This is a genomic window from Amycolatopsis sp. NPDC051106, from assembly GCF_040682775.1.
GTDB lineage: Bacteria > Actinomycetota > Actinomycetes > Mycobacteriales > Pseudonocardiaceae > Amycolatopsis.
Window position 1 is genome coordinate 1 of sequence record NZ_JBFBBQ010000113.1, and the last position, 26356, is coordinate 26356.

The window sequence follows — 26356 nt, forward strand, 5'->3', positions numbered from 1 at the left end:
TCGGCGCGCAGCTGCTGAGGTGGCAGCGGCGCGCCGAGCACCCCGCGTCCCCGCGCGACGTCCGCGACGCCGCCCGCGTGCTGGTGCGCACCTGCGAAGGAATGCTGCTCAGCGAAGCCAGGGCGGAGGTCCTGTCGTGAGCGAGCTGCCGAAGAAGATCAAGCGGACGGCCGCGGCCGTCGCCGGCGCCGTCGCGTCGGAGGTGGCGGGCAACGCGCTCACGCCCGGATCGCCCGGTGCGTCGGCACCGCCGCCTCAGCCGGAACCGGCCGCCGCGGAGACTCCGCACGACGTCCCCGCCCACGAGTACGTGCCCCAGGTCGAGACCAGCACCGTCACGCGGGGCGAGGACGGCCACGTCGAGGCGCAGACCGGCACGGTCTGGCACCCGGAGACCGCCGACGGCCTGCCGCTGACGGACCTGCCGACCGTCGAGGAGTTCGAGCAGATCGAAGTCCACGAAGACGAGTTCGGCAACTTCGTCATCGACGCGACCGAGCGGTTCGTGGTGCACAACCACGGCCGCGACGAGGTGTACACCGACCACCAGCACATCGTCGTGCCCGGGGACGGGACGCCGGGCGACACGGACATCGACATCGTCCAGGACGCCGACATCGTCATCCACGAGAACCCGGACGGCACGATCACCGTGGAGCACCAGGGGTCGCTGAGCTACGAGCTCACCCCGGACGCGCCGGGGCACGGTGACATCGAGGTGTTCCAGGAGGAGACGGTCATCCTCGACGAGGCCGAAACCGGGCCGCCCGGCATCGACGTCGGGGTCACCGTGGACCAGCAGGCCCGGGCCGACGACCCGTTCGGCGAGCCGGCCGGGCCGACGATCCACCAGACCGAGGTGATCGCCGACAAGGGCCGCGGCGCCACGGTGACCGCGCAGGTCACCGCGCCGGCGCCGTCGCTGCCCGGGACGCCGTCGCCGCCGGTCGTGACGTTCAGCCGTCAGCCGTCCACAGTGGACGCGCCGCAGCCGGTCGCGGTCGAGACGACACTGGCGGCGTCGAACTCGCTCGCCGAGCACCCGGCGGTGAAGCACAGTTTCGCCACCGACCGCGAACCGGTGCACCACGACGCCGGCGAGGTCACGGGCACCCGGCCGCACCCCGCGGAGCAGGAGCACCCGTTCGAGCCGCCGCGGCACCACGAACCGCCCGTGGAGTCACCACCCGATCCGCACCACGAGCCGCCGCCGGAACCACCCGGTCCGCCGCTGAACGAAGAGCACCAAGAGCACCACACGCAGGACGGGGAACCGGACCGGGTTCCGGACGAGCACCCGACTTTCGATCACGCGCACACCGGCGGCGGAGGCTGACATGGGCTATGGACTGGGCATCGACCTCGGCACGACCTTCACGGCCGCCGCCGTCGACAGCGCCGGCCACGTCGAAATGGTGTCGCTCGGCGACCGCACGGCGGCCATCCCGTCGGTGGTGCTGCTGCGGGCCGACGGCGGCGTGCTGGTCGGGGACGCGGCGAGCCGGCGCGCGGCCGTCGAACCGGACCGGGTGGCGCGGGAGTTCAAGCGGCGCCTGGGTGACCCGACGCCGGTGCTGCTCGGTGGCGCGCCGCACTCGGTGGCGTCGCTGATGGCGCACCTGCTCGGCTACGTGGTGCGGACGGTGGCCGGGCAGCAGGGCGGCCGGCCGGACCGGATCACGCTGACGCACCCGGCGAACTGGGGGCCGTACAAGCGGGAGCTGTTCGAGCAAGTGCCGCGGCTGACCGGGATCGACCGCGTCGGCCTGATCACCGAGCCCGAAGCCGCGGCGGCGCACTATGCCGCTCAAGAGAGATTGGACGACGGCGCGGTCGTCGCGGTGTACGACCTCGGCGGCGGCACGTTCGACGCGACGGTGCTGCGCAAGCGCGGCAACGGCTTCGAGATCCTCGGTACGCCGGAGGGCATCGAGGGCCTCGGCGGTGTCGACTTCGACGAAGCGGTGTTCGGGCACGTCGACCGGGCGCTCGACGGGAAGCTGTCGCAGATCGACCCGGACGACGCGGGCGCGGTGGCCGCGGTCGTGCGGTTGCGCCAGGAGTGCGTGCTGGCGAAGGAGGCGCTGTCGGCCGACACCGAGACGGCGGTGCCGGTGCTGCTGCCGTCGGTGCAGACGGAGGTGCGGCTGACCCGCGGCGAGTTCGAGGAGATGATCAGCCCGTCGATCACGGCGACGATCGGCTCCCTGCACCGCGCGCTGCGCTCGGCGAACCTCCGGCCGGCCGACCTCGGGGCGGTGCTGCTGGTCGGCGGCTCGTCACGGATCCCGCTGGTGTCCCAGCTGGTGTCGGCGGAGCTGGGCCGCCCGACGGCGGTCGACATCCACCCGAAGTACGGGGTCGCGCTCGGCGCCGCGGCGCTGGCGTCGGGCCGGTCGGGGCTGGTCCAGGCGACGCGTTCGCAGCCGGTCCCTCCGCCGCCGCCCCCGGTGCCGCGCGTGCCGGCGCCGCGCGAGGAGACGAAGGAGCTGGCGACGCCCGGGTTCGGCGCGGGCGCACCGCCGCCGTCGCTGGGGCGGGCCAAGTCCGAGGCCACCCCGGGCCGGCGGGCCTCGCGCCGCGGGGTCGTGGTGGGGCTGTGCGCGGTGGCGGTGGTGGCGATCGGCGGGGTGGCGGTGGCGGTGGCGAGTTCGGGCGGCAGCCCGGCGGGCAGCACACCCCCGGCGACGAGTTCGGCGGCCGAGCCGCCGACGCTGGTGACGTTGCCGTCCCCGGAGGCCCCGCAGACGACACACGTGACTCAGGCGGCCCCCCGCACGAACCCGGCGACGACCCGGCGCAAGACCCCGCCCAGGACGACCTCGCCGACCCGCACGACCACCTCGACGACGACCACTCCGCCGACGACCACGACCACGAAGCCGACGACGTGAGGTGAGAGGTCCCGCCGGGGCAGGCTCGGTGCCGGGTCGCGGAGAAGTGGGCAGCCGCAGGGCCGGGGCCGACCTGGTGCCGCGCCGCGGGCGGGAACGGGCTGCCGGGTGCAGGGGTCGGGGCGGCGGCGGATGCGATTCGAGGCCAGGGCCGCTGCTCGGCGCGCGAAGAATGCATCGCCCGCGCCGCCGGTAATCTCGCCGCATGGTGGCAGAGCACGTGATCGTGACGTCCACGACCGATTCCGAGACCGCGGCCCAAGAGCTGGCCGCGCAGGTGATCGAGGAACGGCTGGGCGCCTGTGCGCAGGTCGTCGGGCCGGTGACCAGCGTCTACCGCTGGGAAGGCGAGGTGCGGACCGACCGGGAGTGGCGCGTCGAGATCAAGACGACCGCCGCCCGGGTGGCCGCGCTGACCGAACGCATCCGGCAGCTGCACGCCTACGACCTGCCCGAGGTCGTCGCCACCCCGATCGAAGGCGGCAGCGCGGACTACCTCGCCTGGGTGACCACCGAAGTCCAAAACGGTGGTTAGCTGCAAGGCATGGATCTCGGAACGCGCTTCGCCACCCTCACCACCGCCCACCTCGCCGACGCGTGCATCCGCGCCGGCCTGCCGGTGCGTTGCGCCCCGGCGCCGACGCGCGCGGTGGTGCCCGGCAGCCGCCTGCTCGGGCCGGCGGTCCCGGCCCGGCACGTCGGCAGCGTCGACGTCTTCCTGGAGGCCTTCGAGCACGCCGGCCCCGGCGGGGTGCTCGTGGTCGACAACGGCGGCCGGCTCGACGAAAGCTGCGTCGGCGACCTCGTCGTCCTCGAAGCGCGCGCGGCCGGGCTCGCCGGGGTCGTGATCTGGGGCCTGCACCGCGACACCGCCGACATCCGCGCGATCGGGCTGCCGGTCTTCAGCCTCGGCTCGATCCCCACCGGCCCGCTGAGCCTGGGTCCGCGCATCGACGGCGGGCTCGCCGAAGCGATCGTCGGCACCTGGCGGATCGGCCCCTCGGACCTGGTCGCCGGCGACGACGACGGCGTCGTCTTCCTCCCGCTGGACCGCGCGGACGAGCTGTTCACCCTCGCCGAAGGCATCCGCGACACCGAACGCCGCCAGGCCGAGCGGATCCGGGCCGGCGAACCGCTGCGCGAGCAGGTCCGCTTCGCCGAGTTCCTCGCCGCACGCGAGGCGGACCCGGGCCGGACGTTCCGCGCGCACCTGCGGGCCGTCGGCGGCGCGATCGAGGAGTAACCCGAAAGTGTGATGTTCGGCCGAAAAGGGTATCCCGCGGACGGCGTGGGAGGCAGCACATGACCATCCTCGACGACTTCGGCCGGGACATCGAATACCACTTCACCCGCGGTCTGCGGGCCTACCTGGCCCGGGTCGCCCGCGCCCTCGGTGTCGGGTTCGAATCGTGTTCCCTCGACCTCGACGTGCCCACCTCCGGCTACCTCGCCCTCGACCGCGCACTCGCCGGCCGGCCCGGCCACGACCTGGCGCTGATCTGGGACGAGGTGCACGGCTGGTCGGCGGTGGCCGAGTCCGCGACCGGCGACGGGCCGGAAGTGCTGGCCTACCTCGGCGGGCCCGAAGTCGTGCCGCCGCCGCGGGCGGTCGCGAGGTTCGTCGAGCTGCTGCCGGTCGGCGGCCCGTCACGCCCGCCGGTGCTGCGGGCGCCCGGCCGGCACGAGGATCTCCTCGAGCTGCTGCCGGTGACCGGGCCCGAAGGACTGCTGCGGGCGAGTTCACCGGCGTGGTGACGCGCTTAGGATGGGCCGGCAGCGATCCGTCCAGCGAGGGAACCCCGTGAGCAGTGCCGATGCCCCGAAACCCGTCCGCGTCTTGCTGGTGGAGGACCACGACATGGTGGCGGAGGCGCTGCAGCTGGCCCTCGACCGCGCCGACGGGATCACCGTGGTCGGCCGGGCCTCCTCCCGCGCGCAAGCCGTCGCCGACGCGCGCGAGCACGAACCGGACGTCGTGGTGCTGGACCGGCGCCTCGCCGACGGCGACGCCCTCGGTGTCATCGCGGAGCTGGGTGAGGGCGGTGCGCGCGTGCTGGTGCTGACCGGCGACGCGACGCCGTCGATCGCCGTGCAGGTCGCAAAGGCGGGGGGCGCCGGGCTGCTGCTCAAGTCGTCGCGGCTCGGCGTGCTGGAGTCGGCGGTGCGCGACGTCGCCGCGGGCGGCGTGGTCTTCGACCCGGAGCTGCTGCCCGAAATGTTCGACCGGCTCACCGGCCGGCGACCGCGCGGCGCGGAGCTGACCGCGCGCGAGCGCGAGACTCTCGACCTGCTCGCGGAGGGCGCCACCACCGAGGAGATCGGCGCGCGGCTCGGCGTCTCCCGCAACACCACACGCAACCACGTCCAGCGGGTGCTGGAGAAGCTCGGCGCGCGCTCGAAGCTCGAAGCGGTCGCCGTCGCGCGCCGGGAGGGCCTTCTCGGCTGATGCACCTGCATCAGCCGGGCGGCCCGGTTTGCATCTCGTGCGCCGGCGCGCCGCCCGGCAGGCTGGACAAGTGGACGTCCCGGCACCGCTCGTCGCGGAGTGCCGCCTGACCGATCCGGCGGGCGGCCTGGCCGCCGTGCGCCGGTTCGCCCGGCTCACCCTGACCGCCTGGGCCTGCGGCACCGTCGTCGACGACGCCCTGCTGATCGTCACCGAGCTCGCGACCAACGCCCTGCAGCACGGCTCCGGCCGCCCGGTCCTCCGGCTGAGCGCCGGCGCCGGGCACGTCCGCATCGAGGTCTTCGACGACGACCCGGCGCCCCCCGTGCGGCGGCCACCGGGTGCCGACGGCGGCTGGGGCCTGGCCCTCGTCGAGCGCCTGTCCCTGGCCTGGGGGACCGCGCGCCACGGCCTGGGGAAGGTGGTCTGGTGCGCGCTGTCCGCACCGTCGGCCGAGCTCGCCGGCTGACGCGCCATGCCGGGCGGGCGCGCGTCGGGCACAGTTGCCGCATGGACGACCGCGCGCTCCTGATGCTGGATGCCGAAGGCCGGGTGGTGAGCTGCACCGCCGAGGCCGGCCGGCTCACCGGGTGGTCGGCGGCCGAAGCCGTCGGCCGGCCCTTCGGGGCGCTCCTCGGGCGCCTGCGCGCGGGCGTCGTGCTCACGCCGGTGTTCGATCCGCAGCAGCGGCCGCAGGGGTTCGAGGCGGTCCTGCGCGACCCGGCGCCGGAGCCACCGGGGATCGCCGCCGAGGAAGCGTTGCGGGAGAGCGAAGAGCGGTTCCGCCTGCTGGTGCAGAGCGTCCAGGACTACGGGATCTTCATGCTGGACCGGGGCGGCCACATCTCGAGCTGGAACGCCGGTGCGGAACGCATCAAGGGCTGGTCGGCGGCGGAGGCCATCGGACGGCACTTCTCGATGTTCTACCCGCCGGAGGACGTGGCGGCGGGCAAGCCGGCGCGGGAGCTGGAAACCGCGGTGGCGAACGGACGTCTCGAAGACGAGGGCTGGCGGGTCCGCAAGGACGGCACGCGCTTCTGGGCGAACGTCGTGATCACGGCGTTGTTCGACGACCGGCACCGGCTCCAGGGCTTCGGCAAGGTCACCCGCGACATGACCGAGCGCCGCAACGCCGAGCAGGCCCTGCGCGATCGCCGCCGGCTCGTCGGCCACCTCGTCGAAGCGCAGGAAATCGAACGGCGCCGGATCGCCTGGGACGTCCACGACGAGTCGATCCAGTCCATGGTCGCCGTCGGCATGCGCCTGCAGCTGCTCGCCTCCCGGCTGCCGGAGCCGCACGCGAGCGCCGTCGCGGGGCTCGACGAGTCGGTGCAGGCCGCCATCGGCAGGCTGCGGGGCCTGGTGTCCCGGCTCCGGCCGCCGGAGCTGGACCGGCACGGCCTGGTCGAGGCCGTCTCCGCCTACCTCGACGAAGTCGCGGGCCGCTGGGGGCTCGCGCACTCGGTGCGCGACGAGCTGACCACCGAGCCGTCGGCCGCCGCGGCGATCACCGGGTACCGGATCTGCCAGGAAGCGCTCAGCAACGTCCACAAGCACGCCCGCGCCACCCGGATCGACCTGCATTTGTCCACAGTGGACAACGGGATGCTCGTGCGGATCACCGACGACGGCGCCGGCACAGCGGAGGAGGACGCCGGGGCCGGCCACTTCGGCCTGGTCGAGATGCACGAGCGGGCCGAAGCGGCGAACGGCTGGCTGTCGGTGACGAGCACGCCCGGCCGCGGCACGACCGTCGAATTCTGGCTGCCGATGCTGCCCGACGCGACGGGACTCGAACCGTGACCGAGGTGCGCGTGCTGATCTCCGACGACGACGAGATGATCCGCGCCGTCCTCAAGGAGGTCCTCGACGAGGAGCCCGACATCGCCGTCGTGGCGGTCGCCCGCGACGCGGACGAGGCGATCCGGCTCGCCGAGCACCACCGGCCCGCGGTCGCGGTCCTCGACGTCCGGATGCCGGGCGGCGGCGGGGCCCGGGCGGCGCGCGAGATCGCCCGGTGCAGCCCGGACACCGCCATCCTGGCCTTCTCGGCCTACGCCGACCGGGCGTCGATGGCCGGGCTGACCGCGGCCGGCGTCACCGAATACCTCGTGAAGGGCGTGCCCAACACGAAGATCGTCGAAGCCGTCCGGCGGCTGGGACAGCAGCCCGCGTGACCGGTCAGCCGACCGGCCGGGGGCTGATCACCCCGTAGAAGTCCATCGGCAGCAACGTGAACAGCCGCCGCACGGCCCGCGACCCGCCGGGGTCCACCGTCAGGCGGGCGCCGGCGGCGTCGGCGAGGAGCTGGGCGCGCAGCAGCGAGTTCAGCCCGGCGACGGAGAAGAACGTGACGTCGGTGAGGTCGATGACGACTTCACCGACCGGGCCGCGGATGCGTGACCGCAGGACTTCGTCGAGTCGGCGAGCGGTGCTCAGGTCGACCTCGCCGGCCACCCGGACGAGCACGGTGCGCGGGGTGGGGCGCGTGACGTGCAGGGACAGGTGGCCGCCGACGCCGATGCGGCCGGCGGTGATGAGCTCGTGGTCGGCCGAGCGAGGTTCGGGAACCATCGCGGGCACACCCTTTCGTCGGGCAGCGGTGGCGGGCCGGACGAAGGCGGAAGGGGGGTGGGCCCATAGGCACAGCCTGCCGCCCGGGCGCGGAACGTCCGGCAGCGGCTGACGGCTCAACCGTGAACCTTCACCATAGTGCATCTGTACTAGTCCGACCACCGGGGCCGTCCGGTCGGGTGGTCCGCCGGCGGCCCGCGCCGGCACCGCCACGCCGGCGGCGAGGAAGGAGCAACCGTGTCCACCACCGTCGTCAACCTCAAGGGTCACCGCGACGACCCGGACTACGCCGACGTCGTCTACGTCGGGCGCGCCATGCACCGAGGTGGCTGGCACCTCGCGGGGTCGAAGCTCGCCAGCCCGTTCAGGCCCGGCAAGGACGGCTCTCGCGAAGAGGTCCTCGCCCGGTACCGCGAGCACCTGCTGTCCCGGCCGGACTTGCTCGCCCTCCTGCCCGGCCTGCGCGGGAAGCGGCTCGGGTGCTGGTGCGTCCCCGAGCTCTGCCACGCCCAGGTGATTGCCGAGATCGCGGATCACGGCCCGTAACGAAGCACACCCCCTCCGCGAGTAACCTGGCGACACGAGGGGGTGATCGGTGGTGCCCGCGCGACGTCACGGCGGCTTCGATCAGGCTGAACTCCCGGCGGCTCACCGGATCAGGTGGTGGCTGGCCGCGGTGACGGCCGGCCTCGTCGCGGCCGGCTTCGCCGTCGTGCCGTACCTGCCGTTCTTCCAGGGCTGGACGTTCGTCCGCGACCCGAAGGTCGCGACCGTCGTCACCTGGACCGTGCTGCAGACGTCCGTCGTCGTCATCTCCGCGGTGCTGACGCTGTACTTCGTCGGCCGGGCCCGGCTGGAGGCCGCCGCCTTCCGCGCCAACCAGATCGACATCCGCCTCTTCGCCGACGAGCGTCCCGACGGCAGCCACGACCGCGAGATCGACTCCGCCGTCGAGCTGACCGCCGCGTTCAAGCGGATCCTCAACGAGTCCCGGCTCTACACGCCGACGCCGGTGCCGGGTGCGAGCAGCTCCTACGACTTCATCCAGATCGTCGAGCACGCCGGCGACTCGGCGGAAGGCTGGTGGAAGGCCGCCACCAAGCTGGTCCGGCTCGCCCAGCCGCCCGCCGCGTTCACCGTCACCGGCACCGTCCGGCCGGGCAACACCACCGGCCGCTACCAGCTCATCCTGGAGCTCGTCCGCGTCCCTCGGTTCGCGGCCAGCCCGCTGGTGATCGAGGACGAGAACTGGCCGCGCGTGCTGCACCGCGCGGCGAACGCGGTCGCCGCGCTGGTCATCCCGCGCAGCGCCTACGTCCGCACGAACATCCACTGGGCCGCCTGGCGGGGCGCGAAGATCCCGTACGAGCTGTTCGACGCCTACCAGCGGGCCAACCACTTCATCGTCCACCGCCGCTACGACGAAGCCCTCGCCGAGTACTACCGCGCGGTCCGCCTCGATCCGTCGAACGTCTACATCAGACTGGAGATCGCCGCCCTGCAGGAGCAGCTCGACCTGCACCTCGACGCGCTCGCCACCTACGACGACGTGATCACCGTCTGCAGCCGGGGCCACCCGAAGCTGGCGCGGTGGTGGATCGGCCCGGACTTCGCGCGCCAGCCGCGGCACGCGGGCCGCGGGCGGGCCGTCGCGCTGCTGATCGCCCGCTACCGGCACGCGCTCGTCCTCGGCCACGGCGACTCCGTGGCCGGCTCGTGGTGGGTGCGGCGCACGACGGCGGGCGCCCCCGGGGACGCGCGGGCGCTGCGCCGCGCCGAGCTGAGAGTGGCGCTGGAGCTGCGGTTCCGCCGGTACGTCGACCTCGACGTGCGGGTCCGGCCCTACGCGATCCCGCCGGAGAAGCGGCTCGAGCTGCATCGCCGCGTGCTGAAGGTGCCGGTCGACGAGCTGGTCGTCCAGGACGCGACGCCGGCGCAGCTGGCCGAGTACAACCAGCGGGCCGCCGAGATGCGCTCGTACTTCTGCGCGCTGTCGCAGTACGAGATCGAACGGCTCGTCGCGGACTACCGGCGGTTCAACCGGCGCTGGCGCAGCACCTGGCAGCAGCTGACGAACCGCGCGCTCGACCTGTCCCTGGTCTGGGCGGTGGTGCGGCGCGCGATGGCCGACGTCGAGCCGGTGACCGGCGCGGTCCCCGCGCCCGCGGTCGCGTACCCGGGCAGCCGCGTGCGGCTCGCCGACGTCTGCCCCGACCGCCGCTGGCCGCCGGACCCGCGGGCGATCGACGAGACCGTCGAAGCCCAGGGCTCCCGCCGGTCGTGGGAGGAGTGCTACAACGCGGCGAGCGTGTACGCCGTCGCGATGCTGGAGGTCGGCCCGCGTGGCGAACGCGACCTCCGCGACCGCGCGCGCAACCCGCGTCTCGTGGGCCCGGCGCGTGACGAGGTGGCCCGCCGCGCGGTCCGCGAGCTCTACCACGCCGCGACGATCAGCCACAGCGGCCGGCTGTCCGAGCGCCGGTCGTGGGTGATGGGGGAGGACCCCGACCTCGTCGCGCTGCGCGGGCACGAGCTGTTCCGGGTCTTCGAGATGGTCACGTTCTCGCCGGACCGCGCCGCGCCGCTGCGGCCGCAGCGCGCCCACGTCTGGGAGCAGGTCAGCTACGTCCGGCAGCTCGTCGGGGAGATCGCCGCCTGCCGCGCGCACTTCTGGCGCGCCCGGGCCCTCGACACCGGCGAGGGCCCGGACGGCCGGACGCTCGACCGCTGGCGCGCGGCCGACCGCGACGCCTGGCGCAAGCTGACCGAGCTCGCGACCGGCAAGCAGGACTGGTACACGCGGTACCAGGCGATCTGCGCGTTCCGCGCGTGGTCGGCCGACTCGGGCTACCCGGGGTCGATCACGGGCTTCCCGCTGTACTGCGAGGAACGGCTGCACGCCCAGCTGCGCGGCGCCGCCGGCCGGCGCGTGAAGACGGGCCTGGACCCGAACGTGGTGGTCCGCGAATACGTCCGCCAGTGCGACCAGCGCCTCGACCGGCTGGCCGCCGACATCGCCGAGCTCGAGCACTCCCTGGTCGCGGAAGACGGCTTCGCGGCCCGCGCGGAGTTGTGGACGGCCCTGTCCGCGTGGTTCGACGACGACATCGCGGACGGCTCCTCCGCCGACGAGCGGCGTGAGCGGTTCCGGAAGCTCCTCCGGGCCTAGGACCGCCGCGTGTAGCGGTGCTTCACCCCGACCGGGAAGTACTCCGGATCGCCGGCCGGGCGCACGACGACGTCCGGCAGCTGCCGCTCGGCGGGGACGTAGTGCGCGAACTCGCTGTTGAGCCTCTTCAGCTGCTCGCGCACCGACTCGGCGATCCGGCTCGCGTCGGCGGTCGCGCCCGGTGCCGTCTCGACCGTGATCCGCAGCCGGCGGTCGCGGTCGGCGTCCTCCACCGACTCGATGACGAACTTGCCCGTCACCGTGTCGCTGATCCCCGGCTGCTCCAGGCCGACGGTGACGTTCTCCGGGTAGACGTTCGCGCCGAAGAACGACACCGTGAACAGCGACCGGCCGAACACGTACACGAACGGCAGCTCCGGCCCGGGCGGCGGCGTGAAGCCGTGGCGGGCGCAGAAGTCCAGCAGCTCGGCGTGCGGCAGGAGGCCGCCGTCGTCGGCGATGTGGTAGCGGATCAACGGGATCCCGCCGTCGCCGGTGAAGACGAGCGTGCCCTCGTGCTCCTCGAAGAAGCGGCTCGCCGGGTCGTACTGCACGAGCGTCGGGAGGCGCGCGTCGCCGAAGACCTCGCGGGCCAGGTCCGGGCGGCCGGCGAAGAACCGGCGGATGCCCGCCGACAGCGGGGTTTCGGTGCCGAGGACGCCCGCGTCGGCCGTGCCGTACAGCGACGCGATGTCCCGGACCGGGTCGGCGATCCCGGCCCGCCGGGCCACGAGCTCGCGCCACTGCTCGCTGAAGACTTCGCCGGCCAGCACCAGTTTGATCGCGTACGCGGGCCAGTCGACGCCTTCGGCGAGGCCGGTGTCGACGACGTCCTTGACGAACGGCGGGTAGCCCAGCAGCACCACCTGCTCGAAGTGCGGCGCGAGCTCGGGGAGCACGCGCAGGATCTCCGCCTTGGCGTTGCCCGGCGCCACGACGGTGATCGGGCAGCCCTTGGCCGCGAGGTGGCGCACGCACGCGGTGGTGAAGAGGCCGCCGACCCAGGTGCCGAGCGGGAAGCAGACGACGGCGAGGGTGCTGCGCCGGTCGGCCTCGAACGCGTCGACCAGCACGGTTTCGAACCGGCGCGCGACGTGCAACTCGTCCTCGAGCGCGCGCGGCCAGATCGTCGGGTGGCCGCTGGAGCCGGAGGAGACGGCGATCATGTCGTTGCCCGCGAACGTCCCGCCGCGGCACAGCTCGGGCAGCGGGTACTTCCGGTGGTAGCCGGCCTTGTCGAGCAGCGGCAGCTGCCGGAAGTCGGCCATGGTCACGACGGTTTCCGGGGCGATCCCGTGCTCCCGCAGGAACTTCCGGTACGCGGGCACGGTCTCGGCGGTGCGGCGGAAGAGGTCGAGGACGTGGGTTCCGGACGGAGGTTCGGGCGGGCCGAAGAAGGTGTCGAACGCCTGCCGCACGCGGGTCTGCCGACCGAGGTCCATGATCGGAGCATAGCCGCGGGCGCGTGTCATGATGAGCGGCGTGAGCACCTCCGCGGAGCAGCAGCCCGCTAGCCCGCCGTTGACCCTCTACCTGGTCAAACGGCTCGAGCTGGTGATCAGGGCGCTGCTCGACGACGCACTGCGGCCGCTCGGGCTCACGACCTTGCAGTACACCGCGCTGACTGTGCTGGAAGCCAGCGGCGCGCTGTCGTCGGCGCAGCTGGCGCGGCGCTCGTTCCTGCGGCCGCAGACGATGCACGAGATGGTGCTGGCGCTGGAGAAGCGCGGGCTCATCGCGCGTACGCCCAAGCCGGACAACCGGCGCGTGCTGCTGGCCGGCCTGACCGAGACCGGGCACCGCCTGCTGGCCGACTGCGCACCGGCCGTGGCGGAGGTCGAGGACGCGCTGCTCGCCGACCTGAGCCCGGGCCAGCGCGCGACGTTCCGCGAGGGACTCCAGCACGGCGTCCTGGCACTGGGCGCGCTGTCTTCGCAGCGACGCTCCCCAGAAGCCTGATCCGCGACCGGGCTACCGGTTTCGTCCACCTGGCGGCTTGGCTCAGCTTGCCGGCGCGAAAGAACTAGGCCGGTCGAGTGGTCGCGGCAGACGGTCCGTAGCGAGCGTGTGGGGACGGGCGTTGGAGGGTACGTCCCAGACCTGCATCCGCATTCTGGAGGTTCGCCGACCGTGGCCAGGGCTCGCGACAAGGGTGACGCGACAACCGCGGCCCGGCGTGTGCTGTTGCTGGCCGGAGCGGTGGCCGCGCTGTGGCTGGTGTCGTGGTGGTTGTCGGGCCACGCCCAAGCCGCGACGCGCGAGGCGAACCCGATCGGCGAGGTGCTGGCCGGAGTCCTCGGAGGGCCGCCGCCGGGTGGGGCGGGTCAGGCGCCGAAGGACGAAGCTGGCGCTGCGGCCGGTGTGGTGGCTCCGGTGGCTGGTGGGGTAGAGCCGGTGTCGCAAGTGGTGCGGGCTGCCGCGCCGGTGGCTGAGCCCGTATCGCAGGTAATGCGTGCTGCTGCGCCGGCAGTTGAGCCGGTGCCGCCGGTGGTGCGCAGTGCCACGCCGGTGATTGAGCCCGTGACGCAGGTTGTGCGTGCTGCCACGCCGGTGGCCAAGCCGGTCTCGCAAGTGGCGCGGGCGGCCGCGCCGGTGGCTGAGCCCGTATCGCAGGTAATGCGTGCTGCTGCTCCGGCAGTTGAGCCGGTGCCGCCGGTGGTGCGCAGTGCCACGCCGGTGATTGAGCCCGTGACGCAGGTCGTGCGTGCTGCCGCGCCGGTGGCCAAGCCGATGACGCAGGTTGTGCGTGCTGCCACGCCGGTGGTCGAGCCGGTCTCGCAGGTAGTGCGGGCGGCCGCGCCAGTGGTTGAGCCCGTGGTGCGTTCCGTCGGGCCCGTTGTCGAGCCGGTGTCGCGCGTCGTGCGCGCCGCCGCGCCCGTCGTCGAACCCGTGGTGCGGGCTGTCGCTCCGGTTGCCGGGTCCGTGGTGCGTTCCGTCGAACCCGTTCTCGAGCCGGTCTCGCAGGTCGTGGGCGCCGTCGCACCGGTCGTCGATCCCGTGCTCGATCCGGTCCTGGACACCGTCGCGCCCGTGACCGACGCCGTCAATTCCACGATGGAACCCGTCACCGATGTCCTGTCCCCGGTGACCGAGCCCATCGGCGACACCCTGGCCCCCGTGGTCGAGCCGATCGTCCCGCCGGAGAGCGAAGGTGCCGCACCGTCCACTCCGGATACCTCCACCAAAACGTTGATCCGGCAGGCCCGCCAAGCGAAAGCCGCGCCGCCACAACGGGAAACCGTCCCGGCCATCCACCACGCCGCAGCCCTGCTGACCGCGCGGGACCGGACGTACGACCGGCCGAGTCCCGCGACCGGCCCCACCGCCGCGACCCCGCGCGAGGCCCACCGGACGCACCGGGCGCACCCAGTCCGCCAGGCCACTCCGTCGCAGCCGGTCCGCCACCCGGGCAACGCCCCGGCGCCGCGCTCCCCGGCTCCGGACGATGCCGCCTGCGGGCCCGCCCCCACCATCCCGCCGGCCTTCCTCACCCCCGATCACGGCCCGCGTGCCACTCACGCGTTCACGCCGTCGCACGGGGACTTCCTCCCGCTCTGGCGGGCCTGCGAACCGGGCACCGGCCCCGGCTGATCCCGTCCCGACTTTCCGCCCGTCGCGTTTCCGCGGCGCGATCCGCGCTGCCCGCGACAAGCCAGAAGCACCATCCACGCGTGATTGAGGGGCGAAATGGAAGCGAACGTGTTCGATCTCGGAAAGCTGCGAAGAGACGCGGTGGTCACCATCCGGCTGGAGGCGATGGCCAACGTCAGGCTCCTGACTGAAGTCAACTTCCAGGCCTACCAGCGCCGGCAGTACTACCGGATGCACGGCGGGGTGGCCACCGCACCGATGTTCAAGATCCACATCCCGGCCAACGCGCACTGGTTCCTGGTGCTCGACGTCGAGGGGCTGGACCACCTGCCCCTGCGCCCGCGGGTGAGCGTCGAGCCGGAGCCGGCCGTCATGGCTCGTGGACGCACCGGCCCCCGGTGAACGTCATCGCGACCTTCGCGGCCCCGATCTCCCGGTCGGGGCCCGCGAAGGGGTCGCGGTCGAGCACCACGAGGTCGGCGCGGTGACCGGGCCGGATCGTGCCCGTGTCGTCGAGGTGGTTGACGTAGGCCGAGCCCGCCGTGTACGCGGCGATCGCCGCGGCCAGGTCGATCCGCTCCCCGGGCAGGAACGCGGGCACGTCCTCGCCGTACGGGATCCGGTTCACCGCCACGTGGATGCCCTGCAGCGGGTCGGGGCTGCTCACCGGCCAGTCGCTGCCGGCGGCCAGGGTGGCCCCGGACCGCAGCAGGGCACCGAACGGGTACTGCCACGACGCCCGTTCGGCACCGAGGAAGGGGATGGTCAGTTCGTCCATCTGAGGTTCGTGCACGGCCCACAGCGGCTGGATCGTCGCGGTCGCGTCGAGCCGCCGGAACCGCGGGACGTCGTCGGGGTGCACCACCTGCAGGTGCGCCAGGTGGTGCCGGTGACCGGTCACGCCGTTGGCGGCGCGCGCGGCTTCGAGGGCGTCGAGCGCGTCCCGCACCGCGCGGTCGCCGAGCGCGTGGAAGTGCACCTGGAAGCCGTGCGCGTCCAGGAGCGTGACGTACTCGCACAGCGCCGCCGGGGCGACGAAGCTCAGTCCACTGTGGCCGGTGCCGCGGTAGGGGCCGAGCAGCGCCGCCGTGTGGTTCTCGGCGACGCCGTCGAGCATGATCTTGACGGTGCCGGCGCGGAAACCGCCGGTGCGCAACGATTCCCGGCGCTCCACCAGCTCGGGGAGCTGGTCGGCGCCGCGGGTGCGGTCCCACCAGAGCGCGCCGGTGACCCGGGCGGTCAGCAGGCCGCGACCGGACGCGGTGGCGTACGCGCGCGACGGGTCGGGCATGCCGGCGTACTCGCCGAGCAGCGGGTCCTGCCAGGCGGTGACGCCGAGCGAGTGCAGCAGCCGCTGCGCCCGCAGCAGCCCGGCGAGCTCGTCGGTCTCGCTGACCGGCGGCAGCAGCCGCGTGACGAGGTCCATCGCGCCTTCGTGCAGGACGCCGGTGGCGCCGTCGGCGTCACGCTCGATGCGGCCGTCGGGCGGGTCGGGTGAGTCCGCGGTGATCCCGGCGCGCTCGAGCGCGGCGCTGTTCAGCCACACGCCGTGGTGGTCGCGGTTGACCAGAACGACCGGTCTCTCCGGCACGACGGCGTCGAGCAGCGTGCGGTGGGGGAGACCGCCCGCGAAGGTGTCGAGGGACCAGCCGCCGCCGACGAGCCACCCGAGCCGCGGGTTCGCCCTGGCGTACGTGGCGACGGCGTCGAGGCAGCTCACGATGGTGCCGGCGCCGGTGAGGTCGCAGCGGCCGAGTTCGACGCCGCCGCCGACGGCGTGCACGTGCGCGTCCTGGAAGCCGGGCAGCAGCAGGCGGCCGTGAAGGTCGACGATCTCGGTGCGCGGGCCGATCAGCGGGCCCGGATCGTCGCCGACGGCCACGATCCGATCGCCGCGGACGGCCGCGAACCCGGCCCGGCCGCCGGGGGTGAGCACGGGGCCGCGGGTGAAGACGAGGTCGGCGTGCATGTCCTCGATCTTCCCGCATTGCCGGGCGCGCGTGGGGTACCCGGCCGGGATGCAGACGTTCCTGCCCTGTGCCGGCTTCGCCGCCAGCGCCCGCACGCTCGACCGCCGCCGGCTCGGCAAGCAGCGCGTGGAGACGCTCCAGGTGCTGCGCGCGCTGGTGGTGCCGGGCTACGGCTGGCGCCACCACCCGGCGGCGAAGATGTGGGCGGGGTACGAGGAGGCGCTGACCCGCTACGGCCTCGAGGTCTGCGCGGTGTGGTGCGCGCTGGGCGCGGCGGACACGTGCGCGGTGAAGCTCACCGATGAGTTCACGGCCGCGATCGGGCGAACGGCCGTTCGCACGCAGGACGAACTCGCGGCCACCGGCGACCTCCCGCCCTGGCTGGGCGACGAGGCCCTGCACCGCAGCCACCAGTCGGCGCTGGTGCGAAAGGACCCGGGCCACTACGCCGGGCAGTTCCCGGACGTTCCGCCGGACCTGCCGTACGTCTGGCCGCCCTCCGACCGCCCCCGCCGCACCGGCTGACGCTCCACTGGAAAACCGCACCGGACCTGCGTCTCCAGTGGTCCGCAAATGAATCACACACCGACCAACGGCGGATTTACAACGTTGTACCAACGATGTAAATGTTGTCCCCACACCGGCTCGCACGCCGTGGAAGGGGCCACCGATGTCCTCCCGAGAACGCGCTCACCTCACCCGCCGGGACCTGCTCCGGCTCGCCGGGGGCACGGCCGCCGCCGTCGCCGCGGCGCTGTGGCTGCCCGGAACGGCCGCCGCCGCGGGCACCTTCAGCCCGATCCGGCCGCCCGCCACCCCGCTGATCGTCCGCTCGCCGTACCTGTCCACCTGGCAACCCGCCGACACCCTCGCGGGCACCTGGTCGAGCTTCTGGACCGGGCACGTCACCGCCCTCTGCGGCCTCGCCCGCATCGACGGCGCCGCGTACGTCTTCGCCGGGTCGCCCGCCCTGCCGTCCGGCCCCGCGCTCACCCCGATGACGCAGGTCAGCCTGCAGGTCACCGGCACGCGCTCGACCTACGTGCTCACCGGCGGCGGCGTGAACCTCACCGTCACCTTCTTCTCGCCGGTCGACCCGGCGAACCTGCAGCGCCAGTGCGTGCCCTTCGGCTACGTGACCATCCAGGCCGCCAGCGCCGACGGCCGCGCGCACGCCGTCGACCTGCACTTCGACACCTCCGCCGAGTGGGTGCACGGCAACACCGCGACGCCGGTCACCTGGACGCAGCAGCAGTCGGGCGGCTACACCCTCTTGAGCTGCACCCCGGCGAGCCCGGGCGTCCTGCAGGAGAACGGCGACCAGGCGAGCTGGGGCTCGCTCGTGCTCGCCGCGCCGACGGCCGGCGTCAGCTGGCAGATCGGGCAGGACACCGTCGTGCGCGCCGCGTCGGCCGGGCAAGGTTCCCTGCCGAACACCAGCGACACCGCCCAGCCGCGCGCGATCAACGACCGCTGGCCCGTGCTGGCCGTCAACAAGAACCTCGGCACGATCCCGGCCGGTGGCTCCTCGACCCCCTTCACGCTGTCGATCGGGCACGTCCGGACGCCCGCCGTCCGCTACCTCGGCACCGAGCTGCGCCCCTGGTGGACGCACTACTGGGGCAGCTGGCAGGACATGGCCGTCTGGTTCGCCAACGACTACGCGAGCGCGCTGTCCGCCGCGACCGCGATCGACCAGCGCCTGCACGACGACGCCGTCGCCGCGGCCGGCGGCGGGACCACCGGCGAGCACTACGCCGGGATCTGCGCGCTGGCCCTGCGTCAGGCCTTCGGCGGTACCGAGCTCGTCGACCGCGGCGGCGCGCCGTGGGGCTTCCTCAAGGAGATCTCCTCCAACGGCAACATGTCCACAGTGGACGTCACCTACCCGGCGTTCCCCGCCTACCTCTACCTGTCGCCGGCCTACCTGCGGCTGATCCTGGAGCCGCTGCTCGACTACGCCGAGCGCGGCGGCTGGCCGATGCCGTTCGCCGAGCACGACCTCGGGACGCACTACCCGGACGCGACCGGGCACAACGACGGCAACGAGGAGAGCATGCCGGTCGAGGAGTCGGCCAACCTGCTGATCATGGCCGCCGCCCTGGTTCAGCGGCTGCCCGCGGCGGAGGCGAGCGCGTTCGCCACCACCCACTACCGGATCCTGCGGCAGTGGGCCGAGTACCTGGTCGGCAACACCCTGGACCCCGGCTTCCAGAACCAGACCGACGACTTCACCGGTTTCATCGCGCACAGCGCCAACCTCGCGCTCAAGGGCATCATCGGCGTCGGCGCGATGGGGATCATCGCCGCCGCCACCGGCAACGCGGCCGACGTCCAGCGCTACCGGTCGACGTCCCGCGGCTACGTCAGCCAGTGGGTGACCCTCGCGCAGGATGCGTCGAACCAGCACCTCAAGCTCGCCTACGACCAGCCGGGCACGTGGAGCCTGAAGTACAACGGCTTCGCCGACCGCGTGCTCGGCCTCGACCTGGTCCCGCTCGGCGTCGCAGCGCAGGAGGCCGCCTGGTACCAGGGCCGCGCCGGCGCCCACGGCGTCCTGCTCGACCCCCGCAACAACTACACGAAGGCCGACTGGGAACTGTGGACCGCGGCCTGGCTCACCGACCAGTCGAACGTCCGGAACACCCTGGTCGAGGGCGTGTACAGCTACGCGAACACGACGCCGCAGCGGGTGCCGTTCAGCGACTGGTACGTCGTCGCCGACGCCACCCAGCGCGGCTTCCAGGCCCGCCCGGTCGCGGGCGGCTACCTGGCCCTCCTGACGCGCCCGGCGGCGTCGGCGACGGTGTGGCGCAAGCTGCAGAACCAGCGCTCGGGCAAGGTGCTCGCCGTGTCGAACATGTCCCTGGCCGACACGGCCGAGGTCACGCAGTGGTCGGACAACGGCACGGCCGACCACCTCTGGGCCGTGGTCGACAACGGCGACGGCACCGTCCGGATCGTCAACCGCAACAGCGGCAAGGTCCTGGCGGTCCACGACCAGAGCCTCGACAACGGCGCCCACGTGCAGCAGTACCAGGACAACGGCACTCCCGACCACAACTGGCGGATCGTCGACGCCGGCGGCGGCTGGTCCAAGCTGGTCAACGTCCGCAGCGGCAAGGTCGTGGCGGTCGACCAGCAGTCCACCGCGGACGGTGCGCAGGTGACCCAGTGGGACGACAACGGCTCACCGGACCACCTGTGGCGGTTCGCCTGACGCCGTTTGCGACACTGGCGCCGTGTGCGCCGACCCCCTCCGCCGGTTCCTCGAGGAACGGGACCCGCCGACCCCGTGCCTCGTCGTCGACACCGACGCCGTCGCGGCCCGGGCGCGCGAGGTCCGCTCGGCGTTCCCGGGCGCGCTGATCCGGTACGCGGTCAAGGCCAACCCGGCGCCCCCGGTGCTCGACGCGCTGGTGGCGGCCGGGCTCGGCTTCGACGTCGCCGGGCCCGCCGAGCTCGCGCTGTGCCTCGAGCGCGGCGCGGCCCCGGCAGACCTCGCCTACGGCAACCCGATCAAGAAGCCCCGCGACATCGCCTTCGCCTTCGAGCGCGGGGTCCGGGAATTCACGTCGGATTCGCCCGCCGACGTCGACCACCTGGGCCGGTACGCGCCGGGCTCCGCGGTGTCCGTCCGGGTGGTGCTCGACGCGCCGGACTCGGTGACGCCGTTCGGCCGCAAGTTCGGCTGCGAACCGGCCGAAGCCCTGGACCTCGTGCTGCGCGCGGCCGCGCTCGGGCTGCGGCCCGGCATCGCGTTCCACGTCGGGTCGCAGCAGCCGGACGTCGCCGCGTGGGAAATCGGGATCGCCACGGCGGCGAAGCTGTTCGCCGAGGCCGAGGCGCAGGGGGTCGCGATGACGCGGCTCAACCTGGGCGGCGGCTTCGCGACCACGCACCGGACCGGCGTCCCGCCCTTGGCCGCGTACGCGGCGACGATCACCACGGCACTCGGCACGTACTTCCCCGGGCGCCGGCCCGAGCTGATGCTGGAGCCCGGCCGGGTGCTCGTCGCCGACGCGGGCCTGCTGCGGACCGAGGTCGTGCTGGTCGCGCGCCGCGGCGAGCGGCGGTGGGTGTACCTCGACATCGGCCGCTACAACGGCCTGGCCGAGGCCGAGAACGAGGCGATCGCCTACCGGTTCGAGCCGGTCGGGGCGCACGCCGGCCCGGCCGGCCCGGTGGTGCTCGCCGGGCCGACCTGCGACGGCGACGACGTCCTCTACCAGCGGACGCCGTACGAACTGCCGCTGTCCCTGCGGAGCGGGGACCGGCTCGACCTGCCCGGCACCGGGGCCTACACCGCGAGCTACGCGTCGGTCGGGTTCAACGGCATCGAGCCGCTGCGCACCTACTGCGTCGGGAGGTGGGGGAATGCCTGAAGTGGGCCGGTTCACCGGGCGGCACGTGCTGGCCGAGCTGCACGGCATCGACCCCGGGCTGCTGGACGACGCCCCGCGGCTGGGGGAGCTGCTGCGCGCGGCGGTGACCGAGGCGGGCGCGACGGTCGTCGACATCGTGGCCAAGCGGTTCGCCCCGCAGGGCGCCACGGTGATCGCGCTGCTGGCCGAGTCGCACGCGTCCGTCCACACGTACCCCGAGCACGGGTCGCTGTTCGCCGACGTGTTCACCTGCGGCGAGCGCGCCGACCCCGAGCACGCGCTGCGGCTGCTGGCGAAGTCGCTGGACGCCGCTTCGGTTCACCTGTCCCTCCTGCACCGGGGAGAACGCTGATGCCCACGATCCACGAACCGGTCGGCGCCGGCCTCACCCGCGTCTGGGAGATCGACGACGTCGTGTACAACGCGCGCACGCCGTTCCAGGAGGTGCTGATCGGGAAGACCGCGCAGGGGATTTCGCTGTTCTGCGACGGCGAACGCCAGAGCACCGAAGCCAGCCAGCTCGTGTACCACGAGGCGTTGATGGTGCCCGCGCTGCTGCTGGCCGAGCAGGTGCGGCGGGTCCTGATCATCGGGTCGAGCGAGGGCGTGGCCTCCGAGCTGGCGGTGGACGCCGGGGCCACGCACGTCGACCACGTCGACATCGACGAGCAGGCGGTGCGGGCCTGCGCCGAGCACCTGCCCTACGGCTACACGACCGCGGACCTCGCGCGCGGCGACGGGCCGGTCCGGGTGTCGTTCGAGGACGGCTGGGCGTTCCTGGCCGCGGCCGAGGCCCGCGGCGACACCTACGACGTCGTCGTCATCGACCTGCCGGACGAGAACACCGACCCGGACGCCCAGCACAACCGCTTGTACGGCACGGACTTCCTCGGCCGCTGCGTGCGCGTGCTGGCGCCGGGCGGGGTGGTGACGTGTCAGGCGGGCTGCCCGACGCTGTGGCGCAACGAGACGCTGCTCGCGTCGTGGCGGCGGTTCCGCGAGGTGTTTCCGACGGTGCTGTACTTCGGTTCCGACGAGCACGAGTGGGCCTTCCTCTCCGGTCGCGCGGACCGCGTCGGCGAACCGGGTGCGCTGGTGGCGCGGCGGTTCGCGGAGCGGGGGTGCCGGGCCTCGACGCTGGACGCCGACGCCCTGCTCGCCGGCGCGACCCCGCCGTTCTCGCTCCGGCGCGACACTGGTCCGAACCAGTCCTGACCGTCGATTTCGCTATGCCTGTCAAGGCAGGGTGAAATAGCGGGAAATGGATTTCCCGCACACCGGGTTGTCGTGTTACTCCGTTCAGTGGCCGTCGAATAGGTTGCGACCGCGCTACGATCCGTTCCGCGCGCGATCATCGTGATCAAAAAGGCACCGTGGCCCATTTGGAGGAGCGTCATGCTCGGTATCGTGGTCGTAGCCGGAATGATTCTGTCCGCCGTCGCCGCACCCGTCGATTCCGTGGCGGAATCGGCTCCGGCCGAAAAGATCACGCTCGACGTCAAGACCATCAACGGGTCCGGCTGCCCGGCCGGCACCGCCACGGCGTCGGCCGACGTCGCGTCCGACAACACGTCGTTCACGGTGCACTACACGAACTTCACCGCCAAGGCCGGCGGGGGCGCGTCCGCGCTCGACGCCCGGAAGAACTGCCAGATCAACGTGCTCGTCCATGTGCCCCAAGGGTTCACGTACGCGATCGCCGGGGTCGAGTACCGCGGCTTCGCGCACATCGAGAGCGGGGCGAGCGCGCTCGAGCAGGCCAACTACTACTTCGCCGGCACGTCACCGACCGCGCGGGTCCGGCACACGTACCCGGGCCCGTTCCACGGCGTGTGGCGGGCGAGCGACACCACCGACGTCGCGGCGTTGGTGTTCGCCCCGTGCGGCGAGGACCGCAACCTGAACATCAATGCGGAACTGCGGGCGGACGCGGGTACCTCCGCCGGAACGAGTTACATCGAAATGGATTCCGAGCACGCGAGTGTCGACACGATTTACCACTTCGCGTGGAAGGACTGCTGAATTCGATGGAATTCGCCGGACGGCCCGCTCATCGGAACGGCTCCGGTGAGCGGGCCGTTCGCCTTATACGTGCGTGACCAGAAGGGTCACTCCCGCTTCGCCGCCGCAGTCGACGAAGACCGGGCCGACGCCGTTGCCGATGTGCTGCGCCACCGTCGCCTTGGCGACGAAGTGCTCCGGCCCGGCGTCGACGATCCGGATGTTCTCCAGAGCCGGGTGCTCCACAAGGGACGAACGAGGGCTGCTGTCGCGCGTCCGAGATCCGCCGACTGCGGCGTCCGGGTGGCTGAAGTGCCCTTCAGCTCGCGTGGCCACTCGTCCGGTGGTCAGCCTCTGTGCGCCAACAAACTTGCGAGGCGCGAGGAGTCAGTCGAAGGCGCTCGACGCCGGCAGCTCGGCCGGTTCGGCGTTCGCGGCGGGCAGCACGCCGCATCGTCGCTCGAACCGCTCCATCAGGACGGTGGCGATCAGGAGGGCGACTGGGGTGCTCACCGCGATCCACATGGAAGAAGACCTACCCACCCCCGCGTGAGATGAATCGCCGGGGTCGGCGCGGGAGCGGGTTCCGGCGGCGGCCCGCGCCTCGCGAACACCCGTCTGCCTGGGCGTGGCCGCTCAGGTCACCGGTTGGTCTCGATCTTCCGCGGACAGCCGGGTGATCACGTCCAGCAGGCCGGCGCGGAACGTGTCGTCCTCGCCCAGGACGCCGAGCAACGCCGGCTCGGCCCGCACCGCCCGTTCGTGCACCTCCCGGCCGCGCGCCGTCAGCCGCGCCAGGTGCCGGCGCGCGTCGGCCGGGTCCGGCGTCCGGGTGACGAACCCCGCCTTGGCCAGCCGGTCGAGCGTGCGGCTCATCGTCTGGTCGGTCACCTGGCAGCGCTGGGCGAGCGTGCGCTGGGGGAGTGGCCCCTCGCGCAACGTGTGGAGGGCGATCAGCCCCGCGTGGGTGAGTCCCATTCCGTCGAGCACGGCCGCCCAGCGGTGCTCGACCAGGCGCGCGGCCACCGCCAGCAACCGGCCGGTGGGCCAGGTGCTCAGGTCGGGTTCGGGGGTTGTGCTCACCGTCACTCCGGGTCGTCGTGCAGAATGTTCAGCTTGCTGAACAATTGGGCGTGTTCGCCCTCGAAAGGACCTTAGCGACCATGAACGACAAGCCGCGCCGGCTCCGCTGGCTGATCCCCGCCCTCCTGGTGATCGCCTGGCTGGGGCTGGGCGGGTTCGGCGGGCCGTTCGCCGGGAAGCTGAGCGAAGTCGCGAAGAACGACAACGCCGCCTTCCTGCCGCGCTCGGCCGAGGCCACCGAGGTCTCCGACGAGCAGAAGGCCTTCACCCCGCGTCAGGTGCTGCCCGCGACCGTCGTCGCCGAGCGCACCACCGGCCTGACCGCCGACGACCGCCGCTTCCTCGCCGCCAAGGCGCGTGAGCTGGGCGGTATCCCCGGCGTCGTCGGCCCCCTCGGCCAGCCGGAGCAGGCGCCGCGGGACGACCAGGCCGTGCAGCTGGCCGTGCCGATCCTCGCCGACGGCAACCCCGCCGACGTCGTCAAGGAGGTGCGGGCGCACCTCGAAGGCGCCCCGGCCGGGCTCACCGTGCTGGTCACCGGGCCGGCCGGGCAGATCGCCGACCTGGTGAAGGCGTTCGGCGGCATCGACGGCATCCTGCTCCTCGTCGCCGGCGGCGTCGTCGCGCTGATCCTCATCGCGGTCTACCGCAGCCCGCTGCTGCCGTTCCTGGTGCTGCTCTCGGCGGTGTTCGCGCTCGGGCTCGCCAGCCTCGTCGTCTACCTGCTGGCGAAGAACGACGTCCTCGCGCTCAACGGCCAGAGCCAGGGCATCCTCTCGATCCTCGTGTTTGGCGCGGCGACCGACTACGCGCTGCTGCTCGTGGCGCGGTTCCGGGAACAGCTGCGGGACACGCCGAGCCGGTTCGACGCGCTGAAGCTCGCCTGGCGCGCGACGCTCGAACCGATCGCCGCCTCGGCGGGCACCGTCATCCTCGGCGTGCTGTGCCTGCTGTTCAGCGACCTGAACTCGAACAAGGGCCTCGGCCCGGTCGCGGCGATCGGCATCGGCGCCGCACTGCTGGCGTCGACCACGTTCCTGCCCGCCGTCCTGGCTCTGTGCGGCCGTGGCGCGTTCTGGCCGTTCAAGCCGGCGCTCGGCTCGCCGCACCCGGAGACGGCCGGGATCTGGGGCCGCGTCGCGCGGCTGGTCGGTCGCCGGCCGCGCACGGTCTGGGTGGTGACGGCCCTCGTCCTCGGCGTCGGCGTCGCGTTCCTGCCGCAGCTCAAGGCGTCCGGCACCGCGCAGTCCGACGTCTTCCTCACCCAGGTCGAATCCGGCACCGGCCAGGACGTCCTCGGCCGGCACTTCCCGGGCGGGCTCGGCGCGCCCGCGATCACGATCGCCGACGCCGGCGCACTGCCCGCCGTGCTGAAGGCGTCCACCATGGACGGCATCGCGCAGTCGTTCCCCTTGCCGGGCCCGGACGGGCAGCCCAAGGTCGTGAACGGCCGCGTCCAGGTCCTGTCCGTGCTGAACGATCCGGCGGACTCCGAAGCGGCGGTCGCGACCGTCGGCAAGCTGCGCGACGCCGTGCACGCGATCCCCGGCGCGGAGGCGAAAGTCGGCGGCCCGACGGCGATTCAGCTCGACACGCAGAAGACGTCGGAGCACGACCGCGCGCTGATCATCCCGATCGTGCTGCTGGTGATCTTCCTCGTGCTGGCCCTGCTGCTCCGGTCCCTGCTCGCACCACTGCTGCTGATCGCGACGGTGGTGCTGTCCTTCGCGGCGACGATGGGCGTGTCCGCCCTGGTGTTCAACCACCTGCTGGACTTCCCGGGCGCGGACCCGGTCGTGCCGCTGTTCGGGTTCGTCTTCCTGGTGGCACTGGGAATCGACTACAACATCTTCCTGATGACGCGGGTCCGCGAGGAGGCGCTCAGCCGGGGCACGCGCGACGGCACGCTGCGCGGGCTGTCGCTGACCGGCGGCGTGATCACGTCGGCGGGAGTGGTGCTCGCCGCGACGTTCTCGGCGCTCGCGGTGATCCCGATCCTGTTCCTCGCCCAGATCGCGTTCATCGTCGCGTTCGGCGTCCTGCTGGACACGTTCCTGGTGCGGTCCCTGCTGGTGCCCGCCCTGACCGTCGACGTCGGCCGGCGCATCTGGTGGCCGTCTGCGCTGGCGAAGGCCACGAAATCGCCGGCTTGACGTCCGCGTGCTCGACCACCGGCCGCCCGACCTTCTCCGGTTGCAGTGAATGACTCATTCCTGGCGTCCAGCGCCAGGAATGAGTCATTC

The 26356-nt window shown here is 73.0% G+C and carries 27 protein-coding genes; 21 read left to right on the forward strand and 6 right to left on the reverse strand.

What is annotated here, in order from left to right:
- The first annotated feature begins 136 nt into the window (after nt 1-136).
- The 9 genes from AB0M83_RS43160 to AB0M83_RS43200 all read left to right on the forward strand — a co-directional run bounded on the left by AB0M83_RS43160 (nt 137) and on the right by AB0M83_RS43200 (nt 7517).
- The gene (locus AB0M83_RS43160; RefSeq protein ID WP_364526795.1) at nt 137-1336 is read left to right on the forward strand and encodes a hypothetical protein; all 1200 of its coding nucleotides are present in this window, start codon (nt 137-139) and stop codon (nt 1334-1336) included.
- 1 nt (nt 1337) lies between these two features.
- Nucleotides 1338-2894, forward strand: a complete 1557-nt coding sequence (locus AB0M83_RS43165; RefSeq protein WP_364526797.1) for an Hsp70 family protein — start codon at nt 1338-1340, stop codon at nt 2892-2894.
- A 205-nt stretch (nt 2895-3099) separates the two neighbouring features.
- Nucleotides 3100-3429, forward strand: a complete 330-nt coding sequence (gene cutA / locus AB0M83_RS43170; protein WP_364526799.1) for a divalent-cation tolerance protein CutA — start codon at nt 3100-3102, stop codon at nt 3427-3429.
- 9 nt (nt 3430-3438) lie between these two features.
- Entirely contained in the window at nt 3439-4137 is a 699-nt protein-coding gene (locus tag AB0M83_RS43175; protein WP_364526801.1) for an RraA family protein, read from the forward strand.
- Nucleotides 4138-4196: 59 nt separating this feature from the next.
- Nucleotides 4197-4649: a DUF6292 family protein gene (locus AB0M83_RS43180; RefSeq protein ID WP_364526803.1), complete on the forward strand. Its 453-nt coding sequence runs from the start codon at nt 4197-4199 to the stop codon at nt 4647-4649.
- A 46-nt stretch (nt 4650-4695) separates the two neighbouring features.
- Nucleotides 4696-5340 carry a response regulator transcription factor gene (locus AB0M83_RS43185; RefSeq protein ID WP_364526805.1) on the forward strand — a complete coding sequence of 215 codons (645 nt, stop codon included), beginning with the start codon at nt 4696-4698 and terminating at the stop codon, nt 5338-5340.
- Between the two features lie 70 nt (nt 5341-5410).
- The gene (locus tag AB0M83_RS43190) at nt 5411-5809 is read left to right on the forward strand and encodes an ATP-binding protein (RefSeq protein WP_364526807.1); all 399 of its coding nucleotides are present in this window, start codon (nt 5411-5413) and stop codon (nt 5807-5809) included.
- Between the two features lie 41 nt (nt 5810-5850).
- Nucleotides 5851-7143, forward strand: coding sequence for a PAS domain S-box protein (locus tag AB0M83_RS43195; RefSeq protein ID WP_364526809.1), 1293 nt, complete (start codon nt 5851-5853; stop codon nt 7141-7143).
- Entirely contained in the window at nt 7140-7517 is a 378-nt protein-coding gene (locus tag AB0M83_RS43200) for a response regulator transcription factor (protein WP_364526811.1), read from the forward strand. The genes AB0M83_RS43195 and AB0M83_RS43200 overlap by 4 nt, the downstream gene beginning before the upstream one ends.
- Nucleotides 7518-7521: 4 nt before the next feature.
- On the opposite strand, the gene AB0M83_RS43205 is transcribed toward AB0M83_RS43200, so the two are convergent.
- On the reverse strand, nt 7522-7914 hold the full coding sequence (locus AB0M83_RS43205) for an STAS domain-containing protein (RefSeq protein WP_364526813.1): 393 nt from the start codon (nt 7912-7914) through the stop codon (nt 7522-7524).
- 237 nt (nt 7915-8151) lie between these two features.
- Between AB0M83_RS43205 and AB0M83_RS43210 the strand changes: the two genes are divergently transcribed.
- Together AB0M83_RS43210 and AB0M83_RS43215 are read left to right on the forward strand one after the other, a co-directional pair.
- Nucleotides 8152-8460: a DUF4326 domain-containing protein gene (locus tag AB0M83_RS43210; protein ID WP_364526815.1), complete on the forward strand. Its 309-nt coding sequence runs from the start codon at nt 8152-8154 to the stop codon at nt 8458-8460.
- 52 nt (nt 8461-8512) lie between these two features.
- On the forward strand, nt 8513-11083 hold the full coding sequence (locus tag AB0M83_RS43215; RefSeq protein WP_364526817.1) for a hypothetical protein: 2571 nt from the start codon (nt 8513-8515) through the stop codon (nt 11081-11083).
- Here the strand turns inward: AB0M83_RS43215 and AB0M83_RS43220 are convergent.
- A complete protein-coding gene (locus AB0M83_RS43220; RefSeq protein ID WP_364526819.1) occupies nt 11080-12525 on the reverse strand; it encodes a phenylacetate--CoA ligase family protein in 1446 nt (481 codons plus the stop codon). The two genes, AB0M83_RS43215 and AB0M83_RS43220, sit on opposite strands and share 4 nt — an antisense overlap.
- A 28-nt stretch (nt 12526-12553) precedes the next feature.
- Between AB0M83_RS43220 and AB0M83_RS43225 the strand changes: the two genes are divergently transcribed.
- The 3 genes from AB0M83_RS43225 (at nt 12554) to AB0M83_RS43235 (ending at nt 15076) form a co-directional block, all read left to right on the forward strand.
- Nucleotides 12554-13042 (forward strand): MarR family transcriptional regulator, encoded by a 489-nt coding sequence (locus AB0M83_RS43225; RefSeq protein ID WP_364526821.1) that lies wholly within the window; start codon nt 12554-12556, stop codon nt 13040-13042.
- Nucleotides 13043-13213: 171 nt separating this feature from the next.
- Entirely contained in the window at nt 13214-14674 is a 1461-nt protein-coding gene (locus AB0M83_RS43230; protein ID WP_364526823.1) for a hypothetical protein, read from the forward strand.
- Between the two features lie 108 nt (nt 14675-14782).
- Nucleotides 14783-15076, forward strand: coding sequence for a DUF1883 domain-containing protein (locus AB0M83_RS43235; RefSeq protein ID WP_364526825.1), 294 nt, complete (start codon nt 14783-14785; stop codon nt 15074-15076).
- Here the strand turns inward: AB0M83_RS43235 and AB0M83_RS43240 are convergent.
- On the reverse strand, nt 15045-16643 hold the full coding sequence (locus AB0M83_RS43240; protein WP_364526827.1) for an amidohydrolase: 1599 nt from the start codon (nt 16641-16643) through the stop codon (nt 15045-15047). The genes AB0M83_RS43235 and AB0M83_RS43240 overlap by 32 nt on opposite strands.
- Before the next feature lie 49 nt (nt 16644-16692).
- Between AB0M83_RS43240 and AB0M83_RS43245 the strand changes: the two genes are divergently transcribed.
- The 6 genes from AB0M83_RS43245 (at nt 16693) to AB0M83_RS43270 (ending at nt 23051) form a co-directional block, all read left to right on the forward strand.
- Nucleotides 16693-17169, forward strand: coding sequence for an MSMEG_6728 family protein (locus AB0M83_RS43245; RefSeq protein WP_364526847.1), 477 nt, complete (start codon nt 16693-16695; stop codon nt 17167-17169).
- A gap of 145 nt (nt 17170-17314) precedes the next feature.
- Nucleotides 17315-19864 (forward strand): DUF5127 domain-containing protein, encoded by a 2550-nt coding sequence (locus AB0M83_RS43250; protein ID WP_364526829.1) that lies wholly within the window; start codon nt 17315-17317, stop codon nt 19862-19864.
- Nucleotides 19865-19886: 22 nt separating this feature from the next.
- Nucleotides 19887-21029, forward strand: coding sequence for a type III PLP-dependent enzyme (locus tag AB0M83_RS43255; protein ID WP_364526831.1), 1143 nt, complete (start codon nt 19887-19889; stop codon nt 21027-21029).
- Nucleotides 21022-21381 (forward strand): adenosylmethionine decarboxylase, encoded by a 360-nt coding sequence (gene speD, locus AB0M83_RS43260; RefSeq protein ID WP_364526833.1) that lies wholly within the window; start codon nt 21022-21024, stop codon nt 21379-21381. The genes AB0M83_RS43255 and speD overlap by 8 nt, the downstream gene beginning before the upstream one ends.
- Nucleotides 21381-22244: a spermidine synthase gene (locus tag AB0M83_RS43265; RefSeq protein WP_364526835.1), complete on the forward strand. Its 864-nt coding sequence runs from the start codon at nt 21381-21383 to the stop codon at nt 22242-22244. The genes speD and AB0M83_RS43265 overlap by 1 nt, the downstream gene beginning before the upstream one ends.
- Nucleotides 22245-22424: 180 nt before the next feature.
- Complete coding sequence (locus AB0M83_RS43270) at nt 22425-23051, forward strand: DUF4360 domain-containing protein (protein ID WP_364526837.1); 627 nt, start codon at nt 22425-22427, stop codon at nt 23049-23051.
- Between the two features lie 63 nt (nt 23052-23114).
- Here the strand turns inward: AB0M83_RS43270 and AB0M83_RS43275 are convergent, their stop codons facing one another.
- The 3 genes from AB0M83_RS43275 to AB0M83_RS43285 all read right to left on the reverse strand — a co-directional run bounded on the left by AB0M83_RS43275 (nt 23115) and on the right by AB0M83_RS43285 (nt 24119).
- Nucleotides 23115-23366, reverse strand: coding sequence for a hypothetical protein (locus tag AB0M83_RS43275; RefSeq protein WP_364526839.1), 252 nt, complete (start codon nt 23364-23366; stop codon nt 23115-23117).
- A gap of 51 nt (nt 23367-23417) precedes the next feature.
- A complete protein-coding gene (locus AB0M83_RS43280; RefSeq protein WP_364526841.1) occupies nt 23418-23543 on the reverse strand; it encodes a hypothetical protein in 126 nt (41 codons plus the stop codon).
- 123 nt (nt 23544-23666) lie between these two features.
- Entirely contained in the window at nt 23667-24119 is a 453-nt protein-coding gene (locus AB0M83_RS43285; protein ID WP_364526843.1) for a MarR family transcriptional regulator, read from the reverse strand.
- A gap of 74 nt (nt 24120-24193) precedes the next feature.
- On the opposite strand from AB0M83_RS43285, the gene AB0M83_RS43290 reads away from it, so the two are divergent.
- On the forward strand, nt 24194-26266 hold the full coding sequence (locus AB0M83_RS43290) for an MMPL family transporter (protein WP_364526845.1): 2073 nt from the start codon (nt 24194-24196) through the stop codon (nt 26264-26266).
- Nucleotides 26267-26356: the final 90 nt, after the last annotated feature.